Genomic DNA, 17,293 nt, shown 5'->3' on the forward strand with positions numbered 1-17,293 from the left:
ACCATGGCCATGGGATCGATCAGAAAACCCTAGAACACTGGCTGATGCAACATTACATGATATTGGTCTATCTTCCGGTATACAGTCCGGAATTGAATCTGATCGAAATCCTTTGGAAACAGGCCAAGTATTACAGACGCCGCTTTATTACTTGGAGTAAAGAAACACTGGAAGCAGAAATCGCTGCCTTGTTAGATGGCTATGGCAACTTATTTGAAATAAGTTTTTCTTAGTTACTTAGGACATATTACTAAAAACTCTTCTCCGCCCCATCGCCCAACGTAATCAACCTTTCGAATATTTTCCTTCAGTACTTCTGCGACTTGTACTAGAACACTATCCCCAGCCTGATGTCCATATGTATCGTTAATATGTTTAAAGTGGTCAAGGTCAAGCAATATGACAGCATAATGATGCTGATAGCGTATAAATATTTCATCCTCAGCACCCAAAATCTGGTCTAACCTATGTCGGTTATATACTTGAGTTAACGCATCAGTTACTGATATTTTTTCCAACGCTTTCTTGGATGTAATATTTTGAGCGACTTGAGCGTAGCCGATTAAGCTACCATCATTTTTATACTCTGGGCTAATAATACTCTGCAACCAATACGCTTCTCCTGATTGGGATATATTCTGTAACTCCCCGACCCATGTTTGACCACTTTTGATGGTTTTCCACAATGACTCATGTGTGTGTGGATTAGTGTTAGGATGAGTAACAATACGATGAGTCTGTCCAATCAACTCGTCTTTTGTGTAGCCTGATATATCACACATTTTCTGACTGACCTGCGTGATCACTCCTTGGGCATCGGTTTTGCTGGTTATGACATGCTTATCTAACAATTCATTTGTGCGACTGAGTTCTGATAGTGTATCCGTAAGCTTTTGTTGTAGGCGAGCAGGTAGTAGCGCTGCCAGCCATGAAAGCGGAAATGATATGAACAATACGATAACAGCAATCAATGCCGCTGACAGAAGGTTGCTCTGCGAAATGCGGTCAATCATTTCAGGCTTAGGAATTAAAATAAGACGCAGTTGCTCTCCATTTTTAAAGACATCCTTCAGCGGAATCTGATATTGGTTATCAACTTTACTTTGCGGTGATTGTAAAAATTCTGGTGTTATGTCAGGGTAAAGTTCAAACATGGAACGCCGACCTGGTAAATAGCGGCTCCACGCAAGTTCTGAATTCGGGTGCGCCAAGATTTCTCCTTCTTTATCAATGAGCATCATGGTGAAATCTGGTGACTCAATAGCGTTACTAAGTATGTCGTCAGCACTTACGTTAATGATAAATATACCTGCGAACATAGCATTATGTATAACTGGGACGGATGCGCGTATGGTAGGACGAATAGGATACTCAATCTGACCATGCTCCATATTCAAGTCTAATTTTGAGTGCCAGTATTCAAACGCAGATAATTTTCTGGTTTCTTTGAAGTAGTATCGACTCGATTTATTCTGCAAGTCGGCTTTCTTTACCACTGATATAGTGTCAGTAGTATCTCGTTCTATACGAATGACTTCCTGACCCGAAGCTTCGATGAACCGAACCTGCATAAATTCTGAGTTTGTACTGATCAACACCAACAAGAGGTTTTCAAGTAAAGAGAGGGATTCAGTGTTGGGTGTGTTTAAATACCTCTGTGTAGTCGGGTTGGTTAGAATAGATCCCAGAGTGTTATTCTGTGATATAACAGATTGGGATATGTACTGATATTTCGATTCTTTCGTCTTGATAAACCTGTTATTCAATGCACTATCAATATTTATGACCTGCATCTGGTAGTTGATAAGGGAAGTGAGTATTGCAACGATGATACCGAAGAATATGAAGTAAAGTGTGAGCGTAAGGTAAGTCCTCCTCTCTTGACGGTTCTGTACACGTACTTTGCAAAAATGCTTTTTCATCGACATACCACTTAACATTATCAGCAACATACTCAATACTTAAGAGTAGACTCTTTAATTGGTTTCCCAAGAGGAATTTCTGGTGATTTGCGATACCAGAGGTTATCCGAAGCCTAAAGTTTAGAGTTAAAGATCTAACGCGAAAATGTCCCGAAGTGAGTTAACCTAAATCTCGAGCCGGCTAACTCTGTGAACTCTGTTGTGATTTAAGTTGCTACAAACCTTTTGCTTTGTTTATTGCTAGCAAACACAACGTGGCCATGTAACCTGATTGGTTTACATCACAAGCATAAAATTCCGCCTTTCTCTGGGCAAATTAGACCAAAATGAGTGATAAGCTGCGTTATTCTGGTTTTTCTCACCACTTTAATAGAATTTCAATGTTCTGTTTTTTATACGAATATTTCATGTAAAGTCACTTATTTGGATGCCTAGAAGTCCTTCCGCGCTTCTGTTCACAATTCCGCACTTATGCCTTCCTAGCCAACCGCTTTGCCCACACTAGTCTCACCTTAACGTAAATAATGTAAATAGAATGCCAATGAAAATCATTCTCAATTATATTAAGGCCATTCAGAAACACTAAGTCTAATTCGGGCTGTTATCCTCATGTCGTCTAAGAACAAGGCACTGTTAAACAACAAGACGCTGTTGAAAAGCAAGGTCGTCCAGGTTTGGGCTCGTCGCCTGCATATCTATATTTCAATGGCATTACTGCTTGTTGTGCTGTTTTTTGCTATTACCGGAATCACGTTAAATCGCCCGGATCTGTTTGTTAAAAGTCAACCTGATATTTCACAATTAACCTTGTCACTTCCGGTTGAACTGTTGAGCTCAGAGCGTGGTGAATATGTACCGAATGAAATAGCCCTTGTTGATCACCTAACGCAATACGCCCAGTTATCAGGTCAGCCTTCGGCACTGCAGGTATTTACTGAAGTTGAAGACGGTGAACTACTCGAAGGTGATATCACGATGGACTACAAAGGCCCGGGCTATAACGTTGCGGTATTTATTGATATGACAAGTGCAGAAGCGGTTATCGAGAAAACACATTATGGCGCTGTGGCAGTACTGAATGACTTACACAAAGGGCGAAATAGCGGTGATGTATGGAAATGGTTTATCGATATTACAGCCTTACTGATGGTGTTTTTTGTTCTGACGGGTGTGTGTTTGTTAGTGCCAAAGAAAAAGACATTTAACACCTCGCTTAAGTGGACATTATTTGGCTCTCTTATCACCTTATTAATCTTCTTTGTTGCTGTTCCTTAAAAATAAACGGCGCATTTGTTGCCAAAGGATTTTCCATGACATTTATCACCACTAGCCTTCTGGTTGCAGCATTGGCTTTGCCTCTTTTTGCTCAGGCTACAGCAATTCCTGATAGCGCACATATAGAGGTGGAATTTGAGTTGCCAACAATTGAAACCACCATGTATGCCCGTCCTTATGTGGCGGTCTGGATTGAAGATACCAAGCGTAAACCAATTCGCACCATTGAGCTGTGGGTCGGCAAAGATGAGTGGCTTAAAGATTTGCGTAGCTGGTGGCGAAAAGTTGGCCGTTATGACCGCGAGTTGGTTGACGCGGTGACGTCAGCAACACGTCCTGCGGGTGAGTATCGTTTTGTCTGGGATGGATTAGATGAGAACGGTAACCGTGTAGAGCAAGGGGATTATACCTTTTACGCCGAAGTGGTCCGTGAGCATGGTGGTCGAAATTACTTACGTCAAAAGATGCACCTAAGTGATACCGCATTCACTTATAAGGTTGCGCCAACAGAAGAAACTGGCGTTATCACGATTAACTACAAAATCAAATAGGAAGTCGAGTAATTACAATGACTAAACAAAGCAAAGTGAAAGCACTGACAATGGCTTGTACTGTAGTTGCGGGTCTGGCTGTAACCGCAACTGCAAATGCACATCCACGCTGGGTCGTTCCTTCCCACTTCACGGTATCGAAAGAAGGCGGCGATTGGTTAACTTTTGACGTGACAGCGTCACACGGTACGTTTGTGTTTGATAAACCTGCAGGTAGTGAATCAGCAGAAGTTGTGATGCCGGATGGCCGCAAAGAACGGCCAAACTTTGTGATCCGTGGTAAGCGTCGTTCTATCTTCGATTTCTACTTTGAAGAAGAGGGTACGCACAAAGTCGAAATCAACAACGTGCCGACTTATTACACTCAGTATAAAGCTGGCCGACGAGACACTGTTAAATGGTTGAAAGCGAACAAGGCCGAGCGTGAAGCACTACTTCCGAAGAAGTCTCGTGATGTTGTAACTCAGCTGGGCTTCACTCGTGCAGAAAGCTACGTAACCGTGGGTAAACCAACCGGTAAAGCCATGGACATTGAAGGTAAATACCTGGAACTACTGCCTGTTACGCATCCATCCGATATTGTCGAAGGCGATGAAGTCAGCTTTAAGTTTTTCTATAACGGTGAACCTCAGCAGGGTGTGACTGCAGAGATCACCCGTGAAGGCACACTTTACCGTAACCACCAAGAGCAGATTGATGTTGTGAGTGATGAGAGTGGCATGGTGACCTTTACACCTGATACGGCAGGTCGTTGGCTGATGAAAGCAAACTATAAAGGTGAGTTACCCAACAACCCATTGGCAGACACTGCAAGCGTCAATGTTCATTTTACCTTTGAAGCGTTACTTCAGTAACGATTGTTAACTATCCCTTGCTAACTATTGAAATAGCCTGTCTCAGCAGGCTGTTAATTTCTTCCTTATTAAGCTGTTGAGGTCTTCATGAAAAAGAGCACAAGCCTTGTTTTATTGTCTCTTACCGCACTATTCTCTGGCACTGCAAGTGCACATTTTCCCTTGATGAGCTGTTGGTTCGAAGCCGATAAAGTGATTTGCGAAGCTGGCTACAGTGACGGGAGTACAGCCGTGGATTATGACATCAACTTGTATGACTACGATGATAACCTGATTGCCAAAGAGACCACCGATAAGCGTTCAATTAGCGAATTCACCAAACCGGAGACTGATTTCTATTTGGTGTTTGATGCTGGCCATGAAAATCCGGTTGAAGTTGATGTAGTTGAGATTTCAGAAAAATGATCAGCCAAACTGTTCATACCGATGATGGTGGTCGTGAAGGAAAATGGGTCGCTCTTTCTATTTCTCTTATTTTGGCTGTTGCTGCGATCTTACTGCCGTATCACCAGGAAACTGTTCAACAGCAAACGTTGAGCCCGCATCAGGTTTTTATCAAAGATTTGGCAGCTGATGAGTTAGCAATGATTGCTGAACTCCGACTGGCCCATGAAGAAATTCGTAATTTACACCAGGATAGCGTCGAATTAGATGGCACTGAGAGCTGGGCTGATATTGCTGAGCTTGAAGCACTTTGGTTAGCCCCTTTTATTCAGGATAAAGGCTGGGAACGAAAAGGAAAGCATCTTTGGTTCAAAATTTCGCCTGCGCTTTATCAGGGTGTACCTCAATTAGAGAGTGGTTCGGCCTCTGTTGTTTTGAATTCGATGCAAGAGGAACCTGATATTTGGTTACACCTGGATAAGACGATCCAGCCTGTTATTTCAGGTGACATTAGATCTGAAAGGGTTCCACTCCAAACCCGCGTGTTAATAGAGACAGGTTGGAAGCAAGTTGTGTTTGCAGATAACGGAGTGATTTAGCAAGACAGCCGTTTGTATTAATTAGTCAGATTTTCAACACATGGTATCTATCATGAAATTTTTATTAAAAAAGCTTTTATTAAACATGATTTTATTTAAAAAACAGCCCAGAAATAAAACTCTTATCAAAAAGGCATTGGTCATTGTATTCATGTTTGGTGCACTACAGGTTCAGGCAAAGGAGAAATTAACCATTGGTATTACCCTTCAACCTTATTACAGCTATGTAAAAGCGGTTGTCGGTGACAAAGCAGAGGTATTGCCTTTGGTGGACGAAGGCTTTAATTCCCATAACTACTTACCTCAGCCTAATGATCTGCGTCGTCTGAAAAAAATGGATATTATTGTCATTAATGGTATCGGTCATGATGATTTTGCGTTGAAGGTCATCAAAGCCGCGAACCGCGACGATCTTATCGTGATAGAAGCCAATAAAGATGTGCCGCTGTTACCAGCAATGGGGCAATCAGTCGGAGATGGAGCGGTTAACCCTCATACCTTTGTTGGGCTGTCGACCACCATTCAGAAGGTGTACAGCATTGCCAGTGAACTCGCGAAAATCGATCCGGCTAACGCACGTGAATACCGTAAAAATGCCCGTGCGTATGCGACCAAGTTTCGCAAAATGAAGCGCGAAGCCATGCTGACCTTAGGTGATTTGGATACTGCGGGTATGACCGTTGCGACTACCCACAATGCATACGGTTATATTTTGCAAGAATTCGGGGTGGATGTTGCCGCGGTTATCGAACCCGCCCATGGTGTTGAGCCGAGTGCCAGTCAGTTGCAGGGTACAATTGAGAAGATCAAAAACGCCGGTATCGACGTGCTTTTTTATGAGCTAAATATGCCAAATCGTTATGTTGAAACCATAGAACAAGCGACTGGCGTACAGCTATATCGATTCTCGCATATGACCCATGGATCGTATGATGTGAACAAGGTTGAGACCGAGATGAGAGAGAATTTGGCGACCTTGGTTGAAGCCATGAAATTTGCGGCAGAGAAGGGAGGACGCTAATTGTGGGCCCTGCTATCCGTTTACAAAATGTCGGCCTGAAATATGGTGACAACATTATTCTGCAAGATATTAATCACGAACTATCAGCTGGCAAGTCACATGTTGTGATGGGACCGAATGGTGGCGGCAAAACTTCGCTACTACGTTCAATTTTAGGCTTGACGCCATTTACTGGTGATATTGAGATCCAATGGCCTGAAGAGAAAGGGACGATTGGTTATGTGCCACAAAAAGCGACCTTTGAATCTAGTCTGCCTTTTACCGTGATGGATTTTATTTTACTTAACCAGAGCCGTAACCCGTTGTTCTGGCGTAAACGTAAAAGAGAACAAGATCATGCCTTAGCTCAGTTAGATCGTATTGGCATGGCTAACCGTGCCGACCGTCGAATGGGGCAATTATCCGGGGGCGAACAACAGCGTGTATTGTTTGCGCAGGCTCTGCTGGATAGCCCGGACTTGCTGGTTCTGGACGAGCCAACGACGGGTATGGACGAACAAGGTGTTTGCTATATCGAAACGCTAATCCATGAGCTGGTTCAGGAAAACAAAACAATAATAGCGGTTCATCACGATGTGACGGCAGTTCGCCGTTTACAGGCTGAAGTTCATGTTGTTAATCGACACTTAATTGATAGTGGTGCGGTCTCTGAGGTGCTTGTTCCTGAAAAAATTGAGCGCCTGTTTAACCACTATAGCGCTGAGCCAGTATCTGTAAATAAAACAATGAAGAAGGTCGCGTAATGGATTTAATTCGTTTTTGGGCGCAAGCGGGCGTTGACACGGGTTGGTTGAGCGAAAGTTTCTCATATTCCTTCATGGTAAATGCAGTAGTGGCGGCATTGTTGCTGGGCCCGTTATTGGGAGGGCTGGGTACGCTGGTTATTGCTAAGCGTCTGGCGTTTTTTTCTGAAGCGGTAGGACACGCAGCATTAACCGGTATCGCGCTGGGTGTCTTATTGGGTGAGCCGCCCGATAACCCGATCATCGGCTTATTCAGTTTTTGTATGATCTTCGCCTTACTCCTGCATTTTGTCCGAAATCGTACGAGCGTGCCTTACGATACGCTGGTTGGTGTATTTCTGGCGCTGGCATTGGCTGTTGGTGCGGCGCTATTAATGTACGTTGCACGTAAGATAAATATCCATATGCTGGAAAACGTGCTGTTCGGTTCGATCCTGACGGTGACAGATTATGACTTGCTGATACTGGCAGTCAGTTGTGCATTGATTGTCCTTGTTTTAGTGCCTACGTTTAACCGTATTTTACTGACGTGTATTAGCCCTGATATTGCCCGTGTGCGCGGCTATGCGACCAATTTTTATGATTACCTGTTTGTGATGATGATTACGCTGGTCACTATTGCGTCTGTGAAAATTGTTGGTGCAGTGTTAGTGGGGGCGCTATTACTGATCCCGGGGGCGACTGCTCGCCTGTTAACGAAGAATATGGGCAGCTTTGTACTGATGTCGGCTTTTCTCGCCACGATCAGTTGCCTGATAGGCACCATTTTACCCATGGAAATGAAACTACCAGTACCATCAGGTGCTGCAATCATCATCGTTTCAGCTTGCTTCTTCATGACTGCAACGTGCTACCGCATAATCCGAAAAGGATAACCTGACGTGTTTAAGACCATTATTAAAAATCGACTTTTAAAAACAGCTTTTGCAATCGTAATCATGGGCTCTGCGATGACTTCTGCGGTAGCAAAGGCAGAAGATATTTTAACTGCTACGCCAGTGACATATATGTTAGCCACAGAGCTAACCAAAGGTACTGAGATTACAACCCGATATTTACCGCCGACGCGTTTTGGTGTGTCTCGTTTACCAAACTGGTTTAGTACCAAAGGGGCAGAGCTAACGGTACAAGCGGCTAAAGATGCGACTGTTGCCATTACTTTAGGTGCTGTTTGGCCACAGGACCCACTGTTCGTTCATGCCAGACAGGGCAATGTTCGTATTATTGAAATTGATGCATCCCAGGCAATATCACCACGTGCTCAAGGAGTTGCAGCTTTACGTCTTGAAGATGGGTCGACATCGCTGTATGCCTGGCTGAACCCGACGAACCTGACTCGAATGATTGCAATTGTCAGTCAAGACTTGCAACAAGTTTGGCCTGAACACGCAAAAATAATTGAAAAGAATCAGCAGCAACTGATGATTGCTGTGCGTCAGTTAATCAATCAGCAACAGAAAGTATTGATTGATGCCGAGATAGATTCGGTTGTACTGCTATCAGAAGAGCTGGAAGATTTCGCTTCAGGTAATCAATTGTTTGTTGTCGAGCGGTTTACCCACCCAGAGCTTGAATGGACGGCAGAAGACAAGCGGGCTTTATCTGAGTTGCTCAATGCTGATGATTCGTTATGGCTGTTGACCTCAAAGAAAGTCAGTACCCGGCTGAAAACAATGGTACCTAACCCAGAGCGTATTCTAGTTGTTGATAGTGTTGATCGATGGGGGCGTGAAGGCATCAATAAAGAGAAACCGCTTAATCGCTGGCTACTAGAATTGTAATGCCAAATTACTGTTAACGGTACTTGGTCGTTGGGGGAGAGCTAGCTTCACATGAATAGATCAACAAAGCCTGCTAAATGTGTTTTAATGTCGGGCTTACGAAGGGATAGCGTTGTTCAGAGCGATAACAGATGGATTTGATTAATAAATGCTTTACCTTGAATAATCTCTAGGAAAAAAAATGGCAAACGGCAAGAAATTTGATTACCGCATAGTAGAAAAAAGAAATGGCTGGGCGGCGGAAATTATTCGACAAGTATCAGCAAGACGAACCACTATCTCTAAGCGCCAAGCGGACTTTGCTACCGAAGCAGAAGCAACAGAATGGGCAGAGAAGGCGTTGGCAGAATTTGTACAAAGCCAAGTAGAGCGCAATAAGCGTAAATCGCTTCAGCGCAAAGCAGTAGATGAAGTAGTTGATTCAGAAGAAGTAACACCGATCTAAACTAACTATTCGTTATTATTGTTAGAAACCTTAGGCTGATCCAGCCTAAGGTTTTTTTGTATGTGCCCAAGCTACCTGGAAATGCATGAATTCACATTTCCAAGTAGTACGGTATAAACATCAGTTGATGCTTCGGTTTATTTGTCCGATATCAGCCTTTTAATACCCGCTCTCGTCCTGAATCAATCGTTGCCAGCTAGATCCACTCCCTCAATTGCGTGAATCCATTGTCCTGATAGCAGTCTGTTTTTTCAGGATTTTTGTTATGACTCGCAAATTAATTTCACTATAATTCTGAGCAATTAAGTTGATGTTATGATTGCATATCATTCTGTTGCGCTAAGGGGATTTAGTTATCTTTGGCGGTAGCGTGTTAATTTCCTGCTTTATTGACCTAACAGGTAGGAAGAATAATAACTTTCCCCTGAAGCTATTAGGACAAAAAGACATCCAGACGATTGCTATTACACTGGTGCTCTGTACTAAAAAATGATTCCTGCGTTAGAACTAAATCGAAATTGGTTAAGTTGGTTAGAACAATAATTGACCTTGTCCGACAGGGATAAAGAGTACCGTTCATGGTATGTCTGAACGTTAAAAGCTTTGGGTATATTAACAGACGTAGTAAGTCAGGGAGGATAGAATACATGTTTATTAAAGATATTAGAATATTACTTTTAATCACTTTGTTCTTGTTTAGCCATGCTAGCATGGCTAAGGGATTTCGCGTTCAATCAATAAAAATTGACGCACCTTCGTTATTAAATAGCAAGTTAATAAATGAACAGATGCAGTCACTTTACATCTCTTTACCTCCGTCATATTTTATTTCTGAAAATAGATACCCTGTCATATATTATTTTCATGGTTATGGCGGAGCTCCTTCGGAAGCGCATGTTATCTCTGGTAAAATTCTAGATGAATATATTGATGAAGGTAAAGCCGAAGAAATGATTGTAGTAGGAGTAAATGGCTCCAATCAATTTGGTGGAAGTTTTTATGCTAACTCACCTATTATTGGCAATTGGGAGGATTTTGTTACTAATGATGTTGTCAATTATATAGATAATAATTATCGAACGCTAACCGAATCGAAATACAGGGGAGTGGCGGGCTTTTCTATGGGGGGGTATGCCGCGATTAACATCGGATTTAACCATCCGGATAAGTTTAAGCATGTTTTTTCATTGAGCCCTGGGTTATTTGATGAGAAAGGTCTAGACAAAGCGGTCAAACAATGGATAAAAAGCGGGTGGTCGAGTTTCTTGGATGGCTATGCTGCTACGTTTGCACCAGATCCTCAGGGCGATAATAATAAGTATTGGCATGAGTGGGATTCGGAATCACCTTCAGTTAGGGCTAAATGGTCTTCGGGTTTCGGTGATGTGCCAAGCAAGGTAGAGGACTATTCGGAACAAAAAAAACAGCTTCTGTCAATTCGTATTGAATATGGCAATGCAGATAGTTTTAAATGGATTCCTGAAGGAAGTCGATATTTAATACAGAATCTGAAAGGAAAAGGAATAGCGGTCGAAGCGTTCGACCATCAAGGTGGTCATGATCTGAAATCGCTACAAGGTCAGCATATTATTGAATTTTTTACTAAGGTATTTTCATCAGAGAATTAATTGTAAAATACTCACTTGATAGATTTACCATGCAGATGGCGGCTTTATCTTCCTACTTCAGTTCGTTTGCAGTGGCAATAGAATCAAATCGCTATACGTACCCCTGTAGCGAGGATGCTAATATTAGATTATTTATCTAGGGGACTTATGACGCCACTATGATGTAATCCGGCAACATGGGTATATATCTGAGTCGTTTTGATATCCGCATGACCAAGTAATTCCTGAATATTTCTCAGATCTGTTCCGTTCTCTAATAGTCTTGTGGCAAAAGAATGACGAAAAGTATGGCTTCCGGCCTGTTTGACCACTTCAGCTTTAAATATTGCTTTCTTGACGTATGATTGTAACGTCCGATCTGTAATATGATGGCGCATTTTTCGGGATGAGCGCGGATCAATGCTGAGCTCTCTTGCCGGAAAAAGGTATTGCCAGCCGATTCTTTTCGCCTTACCCGCGTATTTTCGGCTTAGAGCATACGGCAGATATACTTCACCAAACCCGTTGCGGAGATCTTGATTGTGCAGCCATCGTACATGATTCATCTGTTCGTAAAGTCCATCATGTAGTGTTTTAGGGAGTAATGTCTGTCGGTCCTTATTTCCTTTACCATTTCTAACGGTTAATGAACTTGTTTTCAAATCAATATCCTGAATGCGAAGCCGTAATGATTCATTGATTCTCAGGCCACTACCATACATTAGTTGTGCTGCAAGCTGATAGGGCAGAGGTATATGTGTGATGACAGCTACTGCTTCTTGATGGCTAAAGACCACCGGTAACTTGGGCTTCTTCGTTGCTCGTTTGAAACTAAGTTGTTCGGTATTTTGATGCAGAAACTCGCGACATAGAAAAACAAGCGCATTAAGTGCAGTCTTTTGTGTGTTTGGCGAAACATTCATCTCGACAGCCAGATGATCATGATATCGCTGAATGTGCTCGGCATCAATTTCATGACGGGCATTATATCCTTGGTAATAGATGAAGCGCTTTACCCAATGTATATAAGTTTTTTCCGTTGTATAGGCAAGCCCCCGAGAACGAATGAAAGCCCGAAACTGATGTACAAAGTTGTATGAGTTGGAGTTTATCGGCGGTGGTACATCCATTTGATTTCTACCTGTTTATTTACACAGTGTCTTGTGAGAGTAGTGAACAGGTGATGTTTTTTCAATTTTGATTTACCCATGTTTCGTATATTTCTGCATAGCTCAATTATTGTTTGAAATGTTCAATGAAACAATTACATAGAAAGATACGATTTTGATTGGATACATGATCTTAGATCGTATATATGCTTGATGGTTTTGTCAGTAATGTTACCTATGTAATTGGTTTTTATTATGTAATGGCATAATTGAGTGTAATGAGATAAACGAGCATGATATACGATCTTGGTTCGTTGAATAAAATGTTATATTTTTAATGAGGTTCTGGGATGGTTTTAGAAAAATTCGATGCATGGATTGATGAAATTAATAAGTCATATAAATATCAGGCTATTTCCTGTGAAAGTTTCTACGACCATTTCAAAGGTTATTATTCTCGGGATTTTCTTCGTGAATGCAGGTATGTCATAACTAACGACATACCAAAGCCGTCTTTTCCTGAACTGATTGATATTGGCTTAGGTGATTTCTTAGATATGGATTGCGGTGCGATTACTTATAAAAATACATATTTTATGAAGCCGCAGCATAAAGATGACCTAGAAATTCATATACATGAGTTAGTACATTCTATCCAGTGGCAAAAACTTGGTGGTATCGGCTTTTTGCAACGGTACGCAAAGGAAATTAACGTATTTGGTTACGATGATGCACCGCTAGAAAATATGGCTTATGAGGTTGGTAGACATTTCATAAATAAAGGTAAACCATTCTCCATATTAAAATTAGTGGAAAGTAAAATATAACAAAAACATCAAGTTGACACGTTTTACTCCGCAGTTTTGGTATGGAGTTCAGTGTGCTTGGTGAGTTGGTCGTGGTGCAACTTATGTTAGACGTTATGCACCTAGAGCAAGGTATTGTTTTTTGTTATAACTTCATCGGTCAATACCAAAGTTTCTCAGGCCATTCGTTCATCAAAAGGCTCCCGTTTGGCATCGGGGATAAGCTAGTTGGAAGTTCAGTTGTTGTCTTTGAGTGCGAATCGTCAGGCTTTCGTTTAACACCCTTTGTGTTCCGTGGTTTCAGAAAGCAGCGATCCCATTGGCTTTCAACTTCATCGCAGGGTAGCCAATCAAGTTTAGTATCAGGAATGTGAGAAAGTCCTGTTGGCTTAAAGGCGTGGATTGTTTACCGGGATTTTTAGGTCAGGATTTGTTGCTGTTTCAGCCAAAAGACATCATGCACGGACAGATTCTCGGCCAAGCAAAGGCAGCGTTAATGGATTGAGTTGCATAACAAAAGTATCAAGGTGACGCATTACACTCGGCATTTTTGGTATGAAGTTTAGTGGGTTTGGTGAGTTCATCGTGGCGCACCTTATCCTAGGCGTTATAACCTCCATCTTGCCATTATTTTTATGGTTTGGTCTTCGGCAAGTGGTCGCTTTTTTAATATCTTGTCAGTTGAAATGCAGTGAGTTTCGTTTGTCGGCTATTGCGGTTTGAGGCTTGGTGTATACAAGGCTTTCTTGCCAAATTTCTATCGCGCTTAATAAGTCCTTTAGCCGCAATTATTCATTGATGGTGTTTGTCATTGTGCCCGTTGCGGTTCAAATTTTGTGGGTCTAAGTTCATTGCCAAGAGTGCAGGGTAATTCTTCAATATTCGCGTACCGCAACACAGGTTTTCATCTGGTTTGTGTTTGGCTTCAGCGTTTACTCAGTCGCTTTTAGTGATAATCCATGCTGTGATTATTGAGTCGTGTTGAGTGAATCGCAAAAGAGAAAAGGCGAGTTGTTGTTGAAAGCTTTACGTTGTATTTTAGATTTAAGCTTTTGATTTATATCGGTTATAACAAAAACATCAAGTTGACACGTTTTACTCCGCAGTTTTGGTATGGAGTTTAGTGTGTTTGGTTAGTTGGTCGTGGTGCAACTTATGTTCGGCGTTATGAGTAAGGGAGAAAATAAATGTACTTTTGGAAAATTGAAAATCTGAAAAAGGATATTAGAGCAGGTGAATTCACTGAGCAAGACCGATTCATTTATGCATTCATTTATATTGTACTCAGCATAATTGGTATGGAAGCTATGTCTTTTTTATCAGTGGAAAATCCCAACATGTGGGACACTATAGGCACAGTGGGAAATATTGTTATACCAATAGTGGGTACATTCTTTGCGTATAGAGCGAATGGTGCAGGAGACGGGTCTGATTTTCTCGGGCGTTTTTTTAGCATTAACTTTGTCGTGGGTATCAGGTTTTGCGTTTTACTAATCCCTATGATAGTTGGTTTGTTTTTCTACTATACCTACGCCTTTTCAGTTGATGAAGAAATTTCAAGCACGCCAATTGATATAATCCCATTTCAGATATGGCTTTCTCTACTTTATGTTCGTATATGCAAACACATTCGCGATACTGATAACCCAAACTCATAACAGATAAGGATACGTGTCGCGAAGCCGACACCTATCCGAAGTGTTGAACAAGCCCGAGCCACCTTATATAGGGAAATATTACGAAGAAGCGAAAGTGTGATTGCAGATAAGCGGTTATATTGAAACGAGCACCGTCCTTGGCTCAAAACCAATAAACATAATCGACTGATTTTAATGTTTAATTATGGTTACCTCCTAAAGTAAAAGCTAAACCATTATCCTTTTATAACGCTATCTTATCTCGGTCGAAATACGCCAAGACATCGCATTAAATGGTGACAGCAAGGACAAAAGTAATCGGCTTTTCGGCTGATGGGTTTATCTCCCAATGCAGGCAACGTCAGTTGCCCTGCAATCATAAAGACAKACTGTATTTGTTGAAGTAGGYGTTTTGTGTGACCACGAAGTAAACCGTAATCACGCACGCGTCTTAAKCCTTTGGGTAACACATGTTGCAATATCAGCCAGAGAAATTTCACGACAGGTAATGTTCGAGTTTKATTCGTTTTAGTTTGGCTRTCCARGTAACGAAAAGTGATATTCCCGTTGTCTTYRTAAAGAATATCGTTGTCGGCTAACACGCCACGGTATAGGTATTTAGATAAATACAATAAAGCCGGTTTGCCCCGTCCAACATGWCGACAATCAACGACCCATTTTTGAGRWRRTTGAYGAGGTAACGTTAATTTTAGTGTACAAGTGATGTGGTTGAGCAAACGTGCTCGCCACACTTTAGCTAAAGCAAAGGCGTTGAATAGAYACTGATTTTTACAGTTTATCCATTGCCGTTTATTGGTATCAAAGCCGCCGCCAGTCACCACCATATGAATATGCGGGTGTAAATCTCGGCGTCGATTATGGGTATGAAGCACCGACGTAAATCCGATAGTCTCACCGATGTTTTTAGCACGAAACGCGAAGTCTTTTATTATCGAGGCACTGACCGTAAACATCGCTTGGTAAATCTGTTTAGGGTAACGTTTAGCTAAGGGTCGAAGCTCGGCTGGCAAGGTAAACGTCACCATAAAGTAGTCGATGGGTARTAGCTTACTTTGTTGTTTTTCAAGCCAATCAGAAGTAGTTCGGTGCTGGCACCGAGAGCAGTTGCGATGTCCGCAGGACATCGGAGATTGCACTCGATGTTCACAGTGCTGGCAATGCCACTGGCTGTAGCCGTTTTGTTCGGTGTGGCAGGTGAGCATTGCGTGAATCGCAAGGCGAATATCAGACGTCATAGACGAGGAATATGTTGCCATTAACTCATCAAGGTGGTCGCATAAAAGTGATTGAAACATCATGCTTTTATCTCCCACATGAGGGTTAATCCGTTAGCGAGTTGGTTAATCGCCTGTGAGGTATTTTGGCGTGATATGTCGGTGAGATGGGTGTAACGCGCCGTGGTGTTTAGACTGTTATGTCCGAGTAGATGTTGGACAGAACGCAAATCCAACCCTYGTTCCAATAAGTGAGTGGCGTAACTGTGACGTAGATTATGCGGACTGATAGACTTGGTGATCCCACATTCTTTAATGACTGCTCGCATGGCTTTTTGAACACCACCGCGATCCATAAAATTATCGAYAACACGGTTGTGAGAGGGAAACAAAAAMCGTGGGTGTTTGTGGGTTTGCCAGAAACAACGCAAGGCATACAAGGTGCGCCGAGGTAGTGGGATGAAGCGATCTTTCCCCCCTTTGGCATTACGAATGTGGACKAGCATTCGCTGACTATCAATGTCACCGACAGTAAGATTGAGTGCTTCACCCAGCCGTAATCCAAGACTGTATATCGTTAAAAAGCAGACTTGATAACGCAGTTGATGAGTAAAGCTGATCAGTAGKCCGACTTCTTGCGGGGTAAGAATRTCTGGTAATCGTCTGTTTTGTGGGGGCTTAACGATGTTAAGCCATTCCCATTCGCGGTGAAGCACATGCTTAAAAAAGAACTGTAAACCATTGCGTTCAACCCTGACAGTGCTCCAAGAATGGGTWTKGATAAGYTGGGCGAAGTATTGCTTAAGATCGTCGGTTGAAAGGGTATCGGGTGCTTTATCAAAGTGGTGAGTAATGCGACGTACCGCACGTGAATAGGCGTCAATGGTTGCGGGGCGTTTACCTTGCAGATTTAAGTTAGTAAGCTGTTGTTCATAAAGATAATTGGCGCGAAATTGCTGTTCGGCATTCATGATAAATACTCCGTAGTGATTGGAGTATTAAGGGTAGTTTGAGGAGTATTTTCGCTTCACTCTGCCGCGCAGCGGCTTCGTTCAACAAAAGAATCAAGGTGATGCGTTACACTCGGCGGTTTTGGTGTGGAGTTCAGTACGCTTTGTAAGTGTATCGTTCGCACACCTTATTCTAGGCGTTATAAGCCCTTATTTTAGTTTCGAGGTAAAATGGCAGTTTTAGAAGTACTTACAATTCCGAATCAGAAGTTAAAAATTCAAGCTTCTGAAGTTAAAGATATCAGTCAAGTTCAGCAATTAATCGAAGACATGCTCGAAACTATGTACAGTACCGATGATGGTATTGGTTTAGC

Annotated in this window: 19 protein-coding genes and 1 pseudogene; 15 read left to right on the plus strand and 5 right to left on the minus strand. The window is 42.2% G+C overall.

What is annotated here, in order from left to right; all coding sequences use genetic code 11:
* A pseudogene (locus L4D76_RS27150) lies at positions 1–131 on the plus strand (transposase); the annotation flags it as partial.
* A 102-nt stretch (positions 132–233) separates the two neighbouring features.
* On the opposite strand, the gene L4D76_RS27155 reads toward L4D76_RS27150, so the two are convergent.
* Positions 234–1,922: a sensor domain-containing diguanylate cyclase gene (locus L4D76_RS27155; protein WP_428443965.1), complete on the minus strand. Its 1,689-nt coding sequence runs from the start codon at positions 1,920–1,922 to the stop codon at positions 234–236.
* Between the two features lie 609 nt (positions 1,923–2,531).
* On the opposite strand from L4D76_RS27155, the gene L4D76_RS27160 reads away from it, so the two are divergent.
* The 11 genes from L4D76_RS27160 to L4D76_RS27210 all read left to right on the plus strand — a co-directional run bounded on the left by L4D76_RS27160 (position 2,532) and on the right by L4D76_RS27210 (position 11,203).
* The gene (locus tag L4D76_RS27160; RefSeq protein ID WP_428443966.1) at positions 2,532–3,197 is read left to right on the plus strand and encodes a PepSY-associated TM helix domain-containing protein; all 666 of its coding nucleotides are present in this window, start codon (positions 2,532–2,534) and stop codon (positions 3,195–3,197) included.
* A 35-nt stretch (positions 3,198–3,232) separates the two neighbouring features.
* Positions 3,233–3,748 (plus strand): DUF2271 domain-containing protein, encoded by a 516-nt coding sequence (locus tag L4D76_RS27165; RefSeq protein ID WP_428443967.1) that lies wholly within the window; start codon positions 3,233–3,235, stop codon positions 3,746–3,748.
* A gap of 17 nt (positions 3,749–3,765) precedes the next feature.
* Positions 3,766–4,602 carry a DUF4198 domain-containing protein gene (locus tag L4D76_RS27170; protein WP_428443968.1) on the plus strand — a complete coding sequence of 279 codons (837 nt, stop codon included), beginning with the start codon at positions 3,766–3,768 and terminating at the stop codon, positions 4,600–4,602.
* 87 nt (positions 4,603–4,689) lie between these two features.
* Positions 4,690–5,007, plus strand: coding sequence for a hypothetical protein (locus tag L4D76_RS27175; RefSeq protein ID WP_428443969.1), 318 nt, complete (start codon positions 4,690–4,692; stop codon positions 5,005–5,007).
* A complete protein-coding gene (locus L4D76_RS27180) occupies positions 5,004–5,585 on the plus strand; it encodes a DUF6162 family protein (RefSeq protein WP_428443970.1) in 582 nt (193 codons plus the stop codon). Before L4D76_RS27175 ends, L4D76_RS27180 begins: the two co-directional genes overlap by 4 nt.
* A 151-nt stretch (positions 5,586–5,736) precedes the next feature.
* On the plus strand, positions 5,737–6,606 hold the full coding sequence (locus tag L4D76_RS27185; RefSeq protein ID WP_428443980.1) for a metal ABC transporter solute-binding protein, Zn/Mn family: 870 nt from the start codon (positions 5,737–5,739) through the stop codon (positions 6,604–6,606).
* Positions 6,606–7,349: a metal ABC transporter ATP-binding protein gene (locus L4D76_RS27190; RefSeq protein WP_428443981.1), complete on the plus strand. Its 744-nt coding sequence runs from the start codon at positions 6,606–6,608 to the stop codon at positions 7,347–7,349. The genes L4D76_RS27185 and L4D76_RS27190 overlap by 1 nt, the downstream gene beginning before the upstream one ends.
* Positions 7,349–8,224, plus strand: a complete 876-nt coding sequence (locus L4D76_RS27195; RefSeq protein ID WP_428443971.1) for a metal ABC transporter permease — start codon at positions 7,349–7,351, stop codon at positions 8,222–8,224. Before L4D76_RS27190 ends, L4D76_RS27195 begins: the two co-directional genes overlap by 1 nt.
* Before the next feature lie 63 nt (positions 8,225–8,287).
* Positions 8,288–9,130, plus strand: coding sequence for a metal ABC transporter solute-binding protein, Zn/Mn family (locus L4D76_RS27200; RefSeq protein WP_428443982.1), 843 nt, complete (start codon positions 8,288–8,290; stop codon positions 9,128–9,130).
* A 181-nt stretch (positions 9,131–9,311) separates the two neighbouring features.
* Positions 9,312–9,575, plus strand: a complete 264-nt coding sequence (locus L4D76_RS27205) for a DUF3622 domain-containing protein (protein ID WP_428443972.1) — start codon at positions 9,312–9,314, stop codon at positions 9,573–9,575.
* A 647-nt stretch (positions 9,576–10,222) separates the two neighbouring features.
* Positions 10,223–11,203: an alpha/beta hydrolase gene (locus L4D76_RS27210; protein ID WP_428443973.1), complete on the plus strand. Its 981-nt coding sequence runs from the start codon at positions 10,223–10,225 to the stop codon at positions 11,201–11,203.
* Between the two features lie 128 nt (positions 11,204–11,331).
* Here L4D76_RS27210 and L4D76_RS27215 read toward each other — a convergent pair whose 3' ends face one another.
* Positions 11,332–12,312 (minus strand): integron integrase, encoded by a 981-nt coding sequence (locus L4D76_RS27215; RefSeq protein WP_428443974.1) that lies wholly within the window; start codon positions 12,310–12,312, stop codon positions 11,332–11,334.
* 329 nt (positions 12,313–12,641) lie between these two features.
* Here L4D76_RS27215 and L4D76_RS27220 point away from each other — a divergent pair, with 329 nt between their 5' ends.
* Entirely contained in the window at positions 12,642–13,118 is a 477-nt protein-coding gene (locus tag L4D76_RS27220; protein WP_428443975.1) for a hypothetical protein, read from the plus strand.
* Between the two features lie 434 nt (positions 13,119–13,552).
* Here L4D76_RS27220 and L4D76_RS27225 read toward each other — a convergent pair whose 3' ends face one another.
* On the minus strand, positions 13,553–13,681 hold the full coding sequence (locus L4D76_RS27225; protein WP_428443976.1) for a hypothetical protein: 129 nt from the start codon (positions 13,679–13,681) through the stop codon (positions 13,553–13,555).
* A 603-nt stretch (positions 13,682–14,284) separates the two neighbouring features.
* Between L4D76_RS27225 and L4D76_RS27230 the strand changes: the two genes are divergently transcribed.
* Complete coding sequence (locus L4D76_RS27230; protein WP_428443977.1) at positions 14,285–14,755, plus strand: hypothetical protein; 471 nt, start codon at positions 14,285–14,287, stop codon at positions 14,753–14,755.
* A 236-nt stretch (positions 14,756–14,991) separates the two neighbouring features.
* Here the strand turns inward: L4D76_RS27230 and L4D76_RS27235 are convergent, their stop codons facing one another.
* Entirely contained in the window at positions 14,992–16,053 is a 1,062-nt protein-coding gene (locus L4D76_RS27235) for an IS91 family transposase (RefSeq protein WP_428443978.1), read from the minus strand.
* Positions 16,050–16,940 (minus strand): site-specific integrase, encoded by an 891-nt coding sequence (locus tag L4D76_RS27240; RefSeq protein WP_428443979.1) that lies wholly within the window; start codon positions 16,938–16,940, stop codon positions 16,050–16,052. Before L4D76_RS27240 ends, L4D76_RS27235 begins: the two co-directional genes overlap by 4 nt.
* A 210-nt stretch (positions 16,941–17,150) precedes the next feature.
* Here L4D76_RS27240 and L4D76_RS27245 point away from each other — a divergent pair.
* Positions 17,151–17,293, plus strand: a 143-nt coding sequence (locus tag L4D76_RS27245) for a peptide deformylase (RefSeq protein ID WP_428443983.1), incomplete at its 3' end; no start/stop codon positions are given.

Origin of the sequence: Photobacterium sagamiensis (assembly GCF_050337085.1) — a bacterium.
GTDB classification, from domain to species: Bacteria; Pseudomonadota; Gammaproteobacteria; order Enterobacterales; family Vibrionaceae; genus Photobacterium; species Photobacterium sagamiensis.